The following is a 13,250-nucleotide window of genomic DNA, read 5'->3' as shown; positions in this document are numbered from 1 at the left end:
TTCAGTCCGGCAGCGACCCCAGCCGCACCCGACCCACCAGCGACGACCCGCCGGGCGTCCCCACCGGCTCCCAGCGAGTGGCCCACCCCTCGGCGTGCAGCTGCACCAGGGCCGCCCCGACCAGCGCGCCCAGGTTGACCGCCGTCGTGGTGGACACCGCGTCGGTCAGGTGCACGTCGACGACGCCGTCGTCCGCACCGCCGTAGGAGAAGACCACGGGGAACTCGGGCAGCGCTGCCGTGGCGACCCGGAACGCCGCTGCGACGGCCTCGACCCCGCCCGGGCGGGGGGCCGGGTCCGCGACCGGGCGGCGGGCGCCGACCAGGTCCCGGGTGCCGTACGCGAAGAGGTCGCCGGGCCCGAGGCGGACGAGCGGCCGGGTGCCGACGTCCTCCGGCGGTGCGGCGAAGGGCACCCCGCGGACCACCGCCACCGGCACGCCGGCGAGCTTGCCCTTGACCAGGTCGGCGGCACCGGCGAGCTCGTCGACGAGGGCCACCTGGGTGGTCTCCAGCCGGTTGCCGTGTGCGTCGACGTCCCCCCGGTGGTCCAGGAGGGCCGGGATGCCGGCCGACCCGACGGCCACGTCGGTCAGGCCCTCGCGCCAGGTGCGGCCGAAGGTGTCGCTGACGACGACGGCCACGGTGACGCCCAGCAGGTCGTGGAGCGAGGAGCGCAGTGACCGGGCCGAGGCGTCGGCGTCGCGGGGGAGCAGGACGAGCCGGCCGGCGGCCACGTTGGAGGCGTCGATGCCGGCTGCGGCGACCACCCAGCCCTGTCGGGTCTCCACGATCTTCAGCGGGCCGCGGCGGGCCACCACCCGCACGGTCTCGTCGTCGATCGCACGCTGCCGCGCGACCTCACGGTCCTCGTCGGCACCGATGTGCACCAGGGCGCCCTCGGTCTTCGAGACGACCTTCGAGGTGACCACGACGACGTCCCCGTCGGCCAGCCACGGCGCCGCGGCGGCGATCGCACCGGCGAGGTCGTCCCCCGGGGAGAACTCGGGCAGCCCGGCGACCGGCAGGACCCGCAGCCCGACCGGCTCAGACACCCGCGGCGTCCAGCGCGGCCCGGGCTATCGCCTGCGTCGCGTCGGGATCGGTCATCAGCAACGGCACGGCGCGGACGTCGACCCCGGGCACGTCGGAGCTGTCGCTCTCGTGCACCAGCCACGCGTCGAGCAGCCCGCCGTCCGAGCGTGCCCCGTAGTGCCGGCCCACGCCCTCGGCGCTCACCTCGATGCCCAGGGCGGGCAGGCACCGGTCGGCCATCCCGCGGACGACCGAGCCGCCCACGATCGGGGACAGCCCGACGACCCGCCCGGGGGTGGCGAGCAGGGCCTCCCGCATCCCCGGCACCCCGAGGACCGTGCCGACCGACACGACGGGGTTCGAGGGCGCCAGGAGCACCGCGTCGGCGGTGGCGAACGCCTCGACCACGCCGGGTGCCGGCCGGGCGTCCTCGACACCGACCTGGACGAAGGCCGTGGGGTCCAGGGACGCCCGGTGCTTGATCCACCACTCCTGGAAGTGGATCGCCTGCTGCCGGCCGGTCTCCGGGTCGGCCACCACGACGTGCGTCTCCACCCGTTCGTCGCTCATCGGCAGCAGGGTGACCCCGGGCCGCCAGCGCTCGGCCAGTGCGGTGGTCACCTGGGAGAGCGGGTAGCCCGCATCGAGCATCCGGGTGCGGATCAGATGGGTCGCCAGGTCCCGGTCGCCCAGGCCGAACCAGGTCGGTTCGGCGCCGTACGCGGCCAGCTCGTCCTTGACGGTCCAGGTCTCACCACGCCGTCCCCAGCCGCGCTCGGGGTCGATGCCGTCACCCAGCGTGTACATCACGGTGTCCAGGTCCGGGCAGATCCGCAGCCCGTGCAGGGTGACGTCGTCCCCGGTGTTCACCACGGCCGTGATCGTGGCCCCTGGGGCTGCTGTGACGAGCCCGGCCAGGAAGCGGGCACCGCCGACTCCGCCGGCGACGACCACGATCTCCATGCACACCATGGTGCCCGATGGCAAGTCCCGTTCGGGACGGCGGGAGTCCCTCGGATTGATCTGCATGAAACGAGGGGGGTCCGTGGGCAGATGTCGTGCATCGGCGCGGCGTGTCGGGGGGTTCTGTGACCCTGTCGAGACCCGCCGTGACAGCTGTGACTCGTGGTACTCGGTGTTACACCTGGCCGACTTGACCCGAGCACAACGACACGCGTGTAATTCCCCGGGTGTCACCAGGTGCACGACCCCCGGGAACAGCCCGGAGGTCACGCACCGTGACGAAGGCGAGAGGGGACGCATCGTCATGGCAGAGGTGTCGTGGTTGAGCGATTACAAGCAGCAGGCTCCGGCGGGCAACTCCGCCTACGGGCCGAGTGTCTCGGCGCTGGGGGGCGCCGACTGGAACGCCGGTCTCGAGGACGACAAGAGCTGGCAGGAGCGCGCCCTGTGCGCCGAGACCGACCCGGAGGCCTTCTTTCCGGAGAAGGGCGGCTCCACCCGGGAGGCCAAGAAGATCTGCACCGGGTGCGAGGTCAAGATGGAGTGCCTGGAGTACGCGCTGGGCAAGGACGAGCGCTTCGGGATCTGGGGCGGGCTGTCCGAGCGTGAGCGTCGTCGGCTGCGTCGTCGCGCCGTCTGATCGAGGACCTGCCCTCCCCCCGCCCGAGCTCTGCTCGGGCCGGGAGCCCGGGGGCGGGCCGTTCCACCCGGTCCTGTGATCGACTGGGTCGATGACGACCCGGGTCACCGCCGGCCGTGCCGGCCTGGTGCGTGAGATCCGCGCCACCGCACCGCTCACGGTCCGAGGACCCGTCACCGCTCGTGGTCCGTGGCTGACCACCGCCGCCCAGGCGTCGTCGGCCCGTCTGCACGGCGTCCTCGTCGAGTCCCACCAGCAGGGCCGTCCCCGCGGGGCGGCCCTGCTGTCGTCCCGGCGGCGCGGGCCCGTCACGACCGTCCGCCTGCTCGGGGACGGCGACCTGCCCGACCCGGCGGGGGCGCCGCCCCGCCGGCTCCCGGTCGTCGACCACGGAGCCGCCGAGGAGCTGGTCGACGGGGTCGTCGGGCTGCTCGAGTCGCTGCCGGGCCGGTGGTCCCTGCGGCTGACCGGCCTGCCGCTCGGCGACCCGGCGCTGTCCGCCCTGGCCCGCCGGCTCGGCACCGGCGCCCACTTCCGGACCGAGCGCGCCCGCACGCTGGTGGACCGGCTGGACGACCTGGGCGCCGTGCACCGCTCCCAGGACCCGGTCGACCTCGAGCGGTGGCTCCCGGCGTTCCTGGACCGGCGTCCACCGGGGGCGGGGCTCGGGCCGGTCCGTGCCGCGGCGCGGGTGCACGCGGGACTGGGCGGTCTGGAACACGCCGTCGTCGTCCGTGGCGGCCGCGTCGTGGCCGGGCTGCTCACCCTGGTCGGTGACGGACCACGTCGCCCCTGGTGGGGGTGGACCGAGACCGGAGGGCTGGACAGCGGCCCCGGCCAGCCGTCGGTGTCGTTGACCGCGGCGTCCTGGTCGGTCAGCCGGGGACGCGGACGAGGTTGACGTCGGTGTCGGTCCGGGTCCCGGTGGTGGCTCCGCCGAGGCCCAGCTCGCCGGTCGCCCGTGCCTCCTCGCCGCGAGCCTCGCCCGCGGGTCCGCCGGTGACCGTGACGGCGTAGGTGCGGCCCGTGTACGCCGGCGGTGAGCCGTTCGGGCGGGTGTACGTGGGGAAGTCCCCGGTCAGCTCGAAGTCCCCGCCGGCCACGTCGACCCGCAGGGTCGGGGTGCCCAGGTCCGCGTACTCGGTCGGTCCGGGCGTGCACCCGGCCGCAGCCGGGTCGGCCGGGGCCGTCGCCGAGAGGCAGTTCCAGGTGGGCAGCTCGAGGTGGGCGACACCCGACCGGCCGTCGGTGCTCAGGGCCAGGCCCGGTCGGGTCACGGTGGAACCCACCGCGCGCGGCTCCAGGACGATGCCCTCGAAGACCAGGTCGGCCTCCAGTCCGTCGCGGCCGGGGGACACCACGACGCCGGCCAGGTCCCCGGCCGCGGCGGCGGTGAACGGGGCCGGGGCCGAGGTCGGGGTCGACGGGGCCGTCGTCGTGGGCGTGTCGGTGGGGCTCGCCGAGCCGTCCCGGTCGACCCGCCCGGCGCCGTCCCCACCCCGCGGGGTCTCGTCCCGGGTGAGCGCGGCGGCGACGGCGGCCCCGACCACCACGACCAGGAGTGCCGCTGTCGCACCCACGGCGATGCGGCGCACGGTCGTCCGGTGGGCCTCGTCAGCAGCCGCCGGCACGGCCTGCGAGGGACGGTGGTCCGAGGCCGGGGCCGAGGTCGTCGCCGGGGCGGGGGTCGTCGCCGGGGCGACGGCCTCCCCGGGTCCGTCGGTCGGTCCGACGGCGTCGGTCGTGCCCGGTGGGGCCTCGAAGAACGCCTGCAGGTCGTCGACCTCCCGCACCGGCGCGGCCGACGCGGCCGGCGGGCTGGTCGGTGCGGTGACCGCCGGCGCGGGCTCCGCGGCCGGTCCACGTCCCGCCCAGGCAGCAGCGCCGCCGCCGAGGAGGAGGGCCGCTGCCAGGGCGGCGAGCACCCAGGCGCCGGCAGCCGGGGACGCGGTGAAGGCGCCGGCCACGGCCAGCACGGCGAGGACCGCCCCGCCCACGACGAGCCCGGTCCACCGCCCCCGGTGCCCGGTCGCGCCCGTTCCCTCGTCGACCCGGTCCACGGCAGGCAGCATGACACGGCCCGCCGGGCGGCCCGGGGGTCAACCGGTGGGGTCGATCTCCTCCGGGTCGCGGCCCAGCAGGACGGCCACCTGGTCGACCACGACGTCCCGCACGAGGTCGGCCAGGTCGTCCCGGTCGTGGGCCCGGATCTCCAGGGGGCGCCGGTAGACGATGATCCGCGGGGGGTGCTCGGTGCCGCCCTCGCGGTGGCCGGGCAGGACCCGGGCCAGCGGCACGCTGCCGTCGTCGAGCACGTCGGCGTCCAGCACCACCTCGTCGGGGCTGCTGTGGTCGACCCACGGCACGTCCTCGACGGCGAACTCGACCCCGGCGAGCTCCTTCTCCCAGCGTCGCTCCAGGGCCTCGACGGCGTCGAGGACCAGGTCGTCGAACTGCTCGGCGCGGCTGCGGGACAGCGGCACACCGGGCGGGACGAGGCGACCGCGCAGGCCACGGCCGTGCCGGTCGCGGCGGGCGCGTGCGGGGGGACGGTCCATGGCGCGGCGAGCCTACGACGGACACGGCCGCCCGTGCCCACCGCTGGGAGGACGGCACGGTGTGCCTCGTGACGGATGTCGGTGGGCGCGGTTAGTGTGCGAGACGTGAGGAACCGGTGGTGAGGCAGTCGCGACGCTGCTCGCGCAGCGGGTGCGCCCAGCCGGCGGCATCCACCCTGACCTACGTCTACGCGGAGTCCACGGCCGTCGTCGGCCCGTTGGCGACCTACTCCGAGCCGCACAGCTACGACCTGTGCGAGTTCCACGCCGAGCGCCTGACGGTGCCCCGCGGCTGGGAGGTGGTCCGGCACGAGGTCGACACCGACGACGCCGGCCCGACCGGGGACGACCTGTTGGCCCTCGCCGACGCCGTCCGCGAGGCGGCCCGGCCGGAGCCGGAGTTCGAGCAGGTGGACGCTCCCGAGGGCGAGTCCACCCCGCGTCGGCGTGGTCACCTGCGGGTGCTGCCCAACCTCCCCTGACGCGTGGCCGCGACACCGTCGGAGCCCGTCGTTAGGGTCTGAGCGCCACCCCCGTCGGAGTGGTGAGGACCGAACCTAGGTGGACCGCGTGCCCGACCTGTCGTCGTTGATCAAGGCCTACGACGTGCGTGGGGTCGTCCCCGACCAGTGGGACGAGGGCGTGGCCCGGGCGATCGGTGCCGCGTTCGCCGAGTTCGTGCACCACGAGACCGGCGCCGGTGCCGTCGTCACCGCGCACGACATGCGCGAGACCTCGATCCCGCTGTCCCGGGCGTTCGCCGAGGGCGTGCTCAGCCGGGGCGTCGACGTGATCGAGGCCGGGCTGGGGTCCACCGACATGCTGTACTTCGCGGCCGGCAGCCTGGACGTGCCCGGTGCGATGTTCACCGCCAGCCACAACCCGGCGCAGTACAACGGCATCAAGATGTGCCGGGCGGGTGCCGCCCCCATCGGGCAGGACTCCGGACTCGCCGAGATCCGTTCCTGGTCCGAGGCCCTGCTCGCGGGCGGGGACCCCTTCGACCGTGAGCCGACGGGTGTCGGGTCGGTGACCTCGCGCGACGTGCTCGCCGAGTACTCCGCCTACCTCAACGGCCTGGTCGACCTGTCCGGGATCCGTCCGCTGAAGGTCGTCGTGGACGCCGGCAACGGCATGGGCGGGCACACCGTCCCGGTGGTGCTGTCCGGGCTCCCGCTCGAGATCGTGCCGATGTACTTCGAGCTGGACGGCTCCTTCCCCAACCACGAGGCCAACCCGCTCGACCCGGCCAACCTCGTCGACCTGCAGGCCGCCGTGGTCGAGCACGGGGGCGACATCGGGCTGGCCTTCGACGGTGACGCCGACCGGGTGTTCGTGGTCGACGAGCGCGGCGAGCCGGTCAGCCCGTCCGCGGTGACGGCACTGGTCGCGGTCCGGGAACTCGCGCGCGGCGTGGGGACGACGATCATCCACAACCTGATCACCTCGGCCGCGGTGCCCGAGATCGTCCGGGAGCACGGTGGGGAGCCGGTGCGCACCCGGGTCGGCCACAGCTTCATCAAGGCCGAGATGGCCCGCACCGACGCCGTCTTCGGCGGCGAGCACTCCGCCCACTACTACTTCCGCGACTTCTGGCGGGCCGACACCGGCATGCTGGCCGCCCTGCACGTGCTGGCCGCGCTGGGCGAGCAGACCCGCACGTTGTCCGAGCTCACCGCCGAGTACAGCCGCTACGCGGCATCGGGTGAGATCAACTCCACCGTCGCCGACGCGGCCGGGCGGGTGGCGGCGGTGCGGGAGGCCTACGGTGCCGACGAGGACGTCCGGTTCGACGAGCTCGACGGCCTCACCGTGCAGCTGCCCGACGGCGCGTGGTTCAACCTGCGCGCCAGCAACACCGAACCCCTGCTCCGACTCAACGTCGAGGCCCCCGACCAGGCGCGGATGACCCAGGTCCGCGACCACGTCCTGGAGATGGTGCGCGCATGACCGGTACCGCAGACACCCTCGGCATCGACCCCGCGCTGCTGGCGATCCTGGCCTGCCCGGACACTCACCACAGCCCCCTGACGCTCGACGTCGGGGCGGCCGAGCTGTTGTGCACGACCTGCGACCGCGCCTTCCCCGTCCGCGACGGCATCCCGGTGCTGCTGCTCGACGAGGCACGGCACCGCACGTCGTGACGGCATGACCGCTCCCGAGCTGGCCGAGGAGCTCTTCGACGCCCCCGACCTGCTGCGGGCCCGTGACCCGCAGGGCCTGCTCCCCGCCGTCGCCGGCGCCGGCGCCCAGGTCCGCGAGACCGCCCGGCTGACCGAGGAGGCCGGGCTGGCCCGCGTCACCGACGCCGGCCGCCCCCGGGGACTGGTGGTCGTCGCCCGCCGCGAGGGAGCCGTCGCCGCCGCGGTGCTGCGGGCCCTGCTCGGTGCCTCGAGCCCGGTGACCGTGGACGTCGTCCCGGGGCCCGACCTCCCCGTCTGGCTCGGCCCCTCCGACATCGCGGTGGTGGCCACCCGGACCGGCGCGGGCCGGTACGCCGTCCTCCCCGCCTACGAGGCGACCCGCCGGGGCGTGGCACTGGTCGGCATCGGCGCCGAGGGTGCCCCGCTGCACGCCGCGTGCGCCGCCGGCCGGGCGCCGCACGTCGCGCTGCCGGCCTCCCGGGTCCGTCAGGCCACGCTGTGGTCGTTGCTCACCCCGATGCTCCAGCTGGTCACCGACCTCGGCCTGCTCCCCGCGGGGGCCGCCGACCCCGATGCCGTCGCCCTCGCCCTGGACGAGGTGGCCGGCGACTGCGGACCTGCGCGGGAGACCTTCCTCAACCCGGCCAAGACCCTGGCGCTCGAGCTGCTCGACGCGCTCCCGGTGATCGCTGCGGAGGGCCCGCTCGCCGGTGCCGCCGCCGTCCGGGTCGCCGACCAGCTGGCCACCCTGACCGGACTCCCGGCCCCGGCGTTCCGGCTGCCCGACCAGCGGGTGGCTGCCTGCGCGGTGCTCGGCGGGCCGCTCGCCCCCACCGGGGGCGACGACTTCTTCCGCGACCGCACCGACGACGAGGGACGCCGCCTGCGGCTGCTGACCGTCCGGGACGCCGCGGGCGGTGACCGTGACGGCCGCAGCGCCGGCGAGGACCACTCCGCCGAGGAGGCCATGGCGCAGGTGTTGCGCACCGCTGCCGACCGCAACGTGCCCGTCAGCGCGCTGGCCGCCGCCGGTGACGGCCCTGAGGAGTCGCGCCTGGCCCGGGTGGCCCGGCAGATCGCCCTCGCCGACTTCAGCGCCGTCTACCTCGCGCTGGCCCTGGACGCCGAACGGAGCGCACGCCCGTGAGCGAGACCCCCACGACCGCCCCGGCCCCCGCAGACGGCGGTGAGGCGCACGGTGGTGGGACGACGGCGATCCTCGCGGCGTTGGCAGCCAACATCGGCATCGCGATCGCGAAGTTCGTCGCCTTCCTGGTCACCGGGGCCTCCTCGATGCTGGCCGAGGCGATCCACTCCGTCGCCGACTCCGGCAACCAGGTGCTGCTGCTCATCGGCGGCCGCACCTCGAAGCGGCAGGCCACGCCCCAGCACCCGTTCGGCTTCGGCCGGGACCGCTACGTCTACGGCTTCCTGGTCGCCGTCGTGCTCTTCAGCGTCGGCGGGGTCTTCGCCGTCTACGAGGGCGTGCACAAGCTGCTCGAGCCCGAGGAGCTGACGAGCCCGGTCTGGGCCTTCGGCGTCCTGGGCGTGGCGATCGTGCTGGAGTCGTTCTCCCTGCGCACGGCGGTGCGCGAGAGCAACGCGGTGCGCAAGCCGGGGGAGAGCTGGTGGGGGTTCATCCGGCACGCCCGGGCCCCCGAGCTGCCGGTGGTCCTGCTCGAGGACTCCGCCGCCCTGACCGGCCTCGTCTTCGCCCTGCTGGGGGTCGGGCTGACGGTGGCGACCGGCAACGGGCTCTACGACGGGCTGGGGACCGTCGCCATCGGCCTGCTGCTGATCGCGGTGGCCGCGATCCTGGCGGTCGAGACGAAGAGCCTGCTCGTCGGTGAGGCCGCGACCCCGGAGATGGAGCGGCTGATCCGGGACGCGCTCGAGGGCGGGGAGCGGGTGCTCTCGGTCATCCACATGAAGACCCAGCACCTGGGCCCCGAGGAGCTGCTCGTGGGCGCGAAGATCGCCGTCGAGCACGACGACACGGCCGCCGCGGTGGCCCGGGCCATCGACGAGGCCGAGGCGCGCATCCGGGCCGCGGTGCCGATCGCCCGCGTCATCTACCTGGAACCCGACATCCGGCGCTCCGGCGTCTGACCCGTCCGGGTGGGGCGGCTCCCGTGCGGGTGGAGTCCGGGGTCACCACCGCCGAGGACCCCTGGGTGACCTCTGCACCAGTAGCCTCGCGGACGATGTGGCAGCTGACGAACACCATCCGGCACTACCCGTGGGGCAGTCGCACCGTGATCCCCGAGCTGCTGGGGGACGCCTCTCCGGCAGACCAGCCCTACGCCGAGCTGTGGATGGGCGCTCACCCGGACGCCCCCAGCGTGCTCGCCGACGGCCGGACCCTCGACGCGGCGATCGCCGCGGAGCCCGACCGGTTGCTGAGCACGGCGGTGCGGCACCGGTTCGGTGACCGGCTGCCCTTCCTGATGAAGGTGCTCGCCGCGGACTCGGCGCTCTCGCTGCAGGCCCACCCGACCACCGCGCAGGCCGAGGTCGGCTTCGCCGCCGAGGAGGCCGCCGGCGTCGCCCAGGACGACCCCACGCGGACGTTCAAGGACCCGTTCCACAAGCCGGAGATCCTCCTCGCCATCACCCCGGTCGAGGCGCTGTGCGGGTTCCGGCCGGTCGAGGAGTCCCTGCACTGCCTGGCCAAGCTGCAGCTCCCCGAGCTCAAGCCGACGATCGCGGCGCTGGCCCGCGGCGGCCTGCAGGTCGCGATCCCGCAGCTGCTGGCCCTCTCGGTCAAGCGCCGGCAGTCCCTGGTCACCGCCGTGGCGGAGCGGGCCGAGCGGTTCGTCGCCGCCCACGACCCCGAGTTCATCAACACCTACCGCTGGGCTGCCGACCTGGCGAAGACCTACCCCGGCGACCCCGGCGTCGTGATCTCGCTGCTGTGCAACCACCTGACCCTGGCTCCCGGCGAGGCCGTCTTCCTGCCCGCCGGCAACCTGCACGCCTACCTCTCCGGGGCCGGCGTCGAGGTCATGGCGAGCTCGGACAACGTCCTGCGCGGTGGCCTGACCGGCAAGCACGTGGACCTGGCAGCGCTCATCGAGGTGCTGGACTTCACCGACGGCCGGGTGCCGGTCATCCGCCCGGTCCTCGGCCCCGGTGGGCTGCGCTACCCGGTGCCGGTCGAGGACTTCGACCTCACCCGCGCCGAGCTCGGTGTCGACGCGGGCAGCCTGCGGACCCCGGGCCCCCAGGTGCTGCTGTGCACCGAGGGGACCGCGGTGCTCGGCACCGACGACGGGGAGCTCGTGCTGCAGAAGGGCCAGTCGGCCTTCCTCCCCGCCGGGATCCCGGTCAGCGCCCAGGGGCCCGCCGTGCTCTACCGGGCCACCACGGGACTGCGCGCGGTCTGACGGCAGCGCCGCACAACCGGTAGCCTGGGCGACGGCACGAGCCCCGCCGAAGCCTCGGCATGCTCGCTCACGAACAGGACCGACGCAGCCGCAGCCCCTCTGGCGCGGCCGGGACACTCTGGAGCGACATGACCGCCTCTACTGGCGCACGCGTACTGACCACCGACGACTTCAAGGTCGCCGACCTCTCCCTCGCCGGCTTCGGCCGCAAGGAGATCTCCCTCGCCGAGCACGAGATGCCGGGCCTCATGGCCCTGCGCGAGGAGTTCGGCGAGGAGAAGCCCCTCGCCGGCGCCCGCATCGCCGGCTCGCTGCACATGACCGTGCAGACCGCCGTCCTCATCGAGACCCTGACCGCGCTGGGCGCCGACGTCCGCTGGGTCTCCTGCAACATCTTCTCCACCCAGGACCACGCCGCCGCGGCCATCGCCGTGGGCCCCGAGGGCACCGCCGACGCGCCGTCGGGCACCCCCGTCTTCGCCTGGAAGGGCGAGTCGCTGGAGGAGTACTGGTGGTGCACCCAGCGCCTGTTCGAGTTCCGTGACGAGTCCGGCACCGTCATCGGCCCGAACATGATCCTCGACGACGGCGGCGACGCCACGATGCTCGTCCACCTCGGCACCCGGTTCGCCGCGGACGGCGCCGTGCCCGACACCACCGAGTCCGACAGCGACGAGTTCTCCGTCGTCCTGCAGGTCCTGCGCGACACGCTCGCCCAGGACCAGCAGTACTGGACCCGCATCGGCGAGGCCGTCAAGGGCGTCACCGAGGAGACCACCACCGGCGTCCTGCGGCTCTACGAGCTCGCCCGCGACGGCCGCCTGCTCTTCCCGGCGATCAACGTCAACGACTCGGTCACCAAGAGCAAGTTCGACAACCTCTACGGCTGCCGGCACTCCCTCATCGACGGCATCAACCGCGCCACCGACGTGATGATCGGCGGCAAGGTCGCCGTCGTCTGCGGCTTCGGCGACGTCGGCAAGGGCAGCGCCGAGGCCCTCCGCGGCCAGGGCGCCCGGGTCATCGTCACCGAGATCGACCCCATCTGTGCCCTGCAGGCCGCCATGGAGGGCTACCAGGTCACCACGCTGGACGACGTGATCGGCACCGCCGACATCATCATCACGACGACCGGCAACAAGGACATCATCTCCGCCGAGCAGCTGGCCGCCACCAAGCACCAGGCGATCATCGGCAACATCGGGCACTTCGACAACGAGATCGACATGGCCGGTCTGTCCAAGACCCCCGGCGTGGTGAAGACGAACATCAAGCCGCAGGTCGACGAGTGGAAGTTCGAGGACGGCCACACGATCATCGTGCTGTCCGAGGGTCGGCTGCTGAACCTGGGCAACGCCACCGGGCACCCCAGCTTCGTGATGAGCAACTCCTTCACCAACCAGGTGCTCGCCCAGATCGAGCTGTGGGGCAACCGCGCGGCCTACGAGGGCAAGACCCCCGGCGTCACCGTGCTCCCCAAGCACCTCGACGAGAAGGTCGCCCGCCTCCACCTCGACGCCCTCGGCGTGAAGCTCACCGAGCTGTCCAAGGTGCAGGCTGACTACCTCGGCGTCCCGGTCGAGGGCCCGTACAAGAGCGACCACTACCGCTACTAGAAGGACCTGCCTTCCCCCCACGACGCGCTTCGCACGCCGCGGGGCCCTGAAGGCAGGCCGAGGCGGGGCACGCTGACCGCTTCGGCTCCTGTTCGGACCGCACCCTCCCGGATCTCATCCGGGAGGGTGCGGTGCGTCCGGGGGTGCTCACGCACAATGGGGGGCGTGTCACCCGCTGCGTCACCCCCCGGTCCCTCCCGTGGGCGAGTGCTGGTCGTCGACGACGACGCCGCGCTGGCCGAGATGCTCGGCATCGTGCTGCGCCGGGAGGGCTACGAACCGGCGTTCGTCGCCGACGGCGCGCGGGCGGTCGCCACGTTCCAGCAGGTCCGGCCCGACCTGGTGCTGCTGGACCTCATGCTCCCCGGGCGCAACGGGCTGCAGATCTGCGCCGACATCCGCACCCAGTCCAGCGTCCCGATCATCATGCTGACCGCCAAGGGCGACACCATCGACGTCGTCCAGGGCCTCGAGGCCGGTGCCGACGACTACGTCACCAAGCCGTTCAAGCCCGTCGAGCTCGTCGCCCGGGTGCGCTCCCAGCTGCGCCGCGGGGAGACCGGGCAGGCCGAGAACCTGGTCATCGGCGACGTCGCGATCGACGTCCCGGCCCACCAGGTCACCCGCGGTGGGGAGGCCATCGCACTCACCCCGCTGGAGTTCGACCTGCTCGTGGCGCTGGCCCGCAAGCCCCGCCAGGTCTTCACCCGTGAGCTGCTGCTCGAGCAGGTGTGGGGCTACCGGCACGCCGCCGACACCCGCCTGGTGAACGTGCACGTCCAGCGGTTGCGCGCCAAGGTCGAGCGCGACCCCGAGCGGCCCGAGGTGGTGCTCACCGTGCGCGGCGTCGGCTACAAGGCCGGTCCGCCGTGACCTGCCGGTGAACCCGAGGGCCACGGCCCAGCGGTG

At 74.0% G+C, this 13,250-nt stretch carries 14 protein-coding genes; 10 read left to right on the top strand and 4 right to left on the bottom strand.

Going from position 1 to position 13,250, the window contains the following annotated elements:
* Window position 1 precedes the first annotated feature (1 nt).
* Window positions 2-1,054: a coenzyme F420-0:L-glutamate ligase gene (locus F1C76_04755; protein ID QNG35988.1), complete on the bottom strand. Its 1,053-nt coding sequence runs from the start codon at window positions 1,052-1,054 to the stop codon at window positions 2-4.
* A complete protein-coding gene (locus F1C76_04750; protein QNG35987.1) occupies window positions 1,047-1,997 on the bottom strand; it encodes a 2-phospho-L-lactate transferase in 951 nt (316 codons plus the stop codon). The genes F1C76_04755 and F1C76_04750 overlap by 8 nt, the downstream gene beginning before the upstream one ends.
* Window positions 1,998-2,301: 304 nt before the next feature.
* On the opposite strand from F1C76_04750, the gene F1C76_04745 reads away from it, so the two are divergent.
* Window positions 2,302-2,637, top strand: a complete 336-nt coding sequence (locus F1C76_04745; GenBank protein QNG35986.1) for a WhiB family transcriptional regulator — start codon at window positions 2,302-2,304, stop codon at window positions 2,635-2,637.
* 91 nt (window positions 2,638-2,728) lie between these two features.
* Window positions 2,729-3,538 carry a hypothetical protein gene (locus F1C76_04740; protein QNG35985.1) on the top strand — a complete coding sequence of 270 codons (810 nt, stop codon included), beginning with the start codon at window positions 2,729-2,731 and terminating at the stop codon, window positions 3,536-3,538.
* On the opposite strand, the gene F1C76_04735 is transcribed toward F1C76_04740, so the two are convergent.
* Together F1C76_04735 and F1C76_04730 are read right to left on the bottom strand one after the other, a co-directional pair.
* Complete coding sequence (locus F1C76_04735) at window positions 3,513-4,697, bottom strand: hypothetical protein (GenBank protein QNG35984.1); 1,185 nt, start codon at window positions 4,695-4,697, stop codon at window positions 3,513-3,515. The genes F1C76_04740 and F1C76_04735 overlap by 26 nt on opposite strands.
* A gap of 39 nt (window positions 4,698-4,736) precedes the next feature.
* Window positions 4,737-5,195, bottom strand: coding sequence for a metallopeptidase family protein (locus F1C76_04730; GenBank protein ID QNG35983.1), 459 nt, complete (start codon window positions 5,193-5,195; stop codon window positions 4,737-4,739).
* Between the two features lie 119 nt (window positions 5,196-5,314).
* Here F1C76_04730 and F1C76_04725 point away from each other — a divergent pair, with 119 nt between their 5' ends.
* From F1C76_04725 to F1C76_04690, 8 genes are all read left to right on the top strand, one after another.
* Window positions 5,315-5,677, top strand: coding sequence for a DUF3499 domain-containing protein (locus F1C76_04725; GenBank protein ID QNG35982.1), 363 nt, complete (start codon window positions 5,315-5,317; stop codon window positions 5,675-5,677).
* A gap of 88 nt (window positions 5,678-5,765) precedes the next feature.
* On the top strand, window positions 5,766-7,145 hold the full coding sequence (locus F1C76_04720; GenBank protein ID QNG39016.1) for a phosphomannomutase/phosphoglucomutase: 1,380 nt from the start codon (window positions 5,766-5,768) through the stop codon (window positions 7,143-7,145).
* On the top strand, window positions 7,142-7,339 hold the full coding sequence (locus F1C76_04715) for a Trm112 family protein (protein QNG35981.1): 198 nt from the start codon (window positions 7,142-7,144) through the stop codon (window positions 7,337-7,339). The genes F1C76_04720 and F1C76_04715 overlap by 4 nt, the downstream gene beginning before the upstream one ends.
* A gap of 4 nt (window positions 7,340-7,343) precedes the next feature.
* On the top strand, window positions 7,344-8,486 hold the full coding sequence (locus F1C76_04710) for an RpiR family transcriptional regulator (protein ID QNG35980.1): 1,143 nt from the start codon (window positions 7,344-7,346) through the stop codon (window positions 8,484-8,486).
* On the top strand, window positions 8,483-9,448 hold the full coding sequence (locus F1C76_04705) for a cation diffusion facilitator family transporter (protein ID QNG35979.1): 966 nt from the start codon (window positions 8,483-8,485) through the stop codon (window positions 9,446-9,448). Before F1C76_04710 ends, F1C76_04705 begins: the two co-directional genes overlap by 4 nt.
* Before the next feature lie 95 nt (window positions 9,449-9,543).
* Window positions 9,544-10,725 (top strand): mannose-6-phosphate isomerase, class I, encoded by a 1,182-nt coding sequence (gene manA / locus F1C76_04700; protein QNG35978.1) that lies wholly within the window; start codon window positions 9,544-9,546, stop codon window positions 10,723-10,725.
* A 128-nt stretch (window positions 10,726-10,853) separates the two neighbouring features.
* Entirely contained in the window at window positions 10,854-12,341 is a 1,488-nt protein-coding gene (locus F1C76_04695; GenBank protein ID QNG35977.1) for an adenosylhomocysteinase, read from the top strand.
* 156 nt (window positions 12,342-12,497) lie between these two features.
* On the top strand, window positions 12,498-13,214 hold the full coding sequence (locus F1C76_04690) for a response regulator transcription factor (GenBank protein ID QNG35976.1): 717 nt from the start codon (window positions 12,498-12,500) through the stop codon (window positions 13,212-13,214).
* Window positions 13,215-13,250 lie beyond the last annotated feature (36 nt).

This window comes from Geodermatophilaceae bacterium NBWT11 (assembly GCA_014218215.1).
GTDB lineage: Bacteria > Actinomycetota > Actinomycetes > Mycobacteriales > Geodermatophilaceae > Klenkia.
The sequence above is the reverse complement of the archived record's forward strand: the minus strand, read 5'-3'. Positions and strand labels throughout refer to the sequence as shown.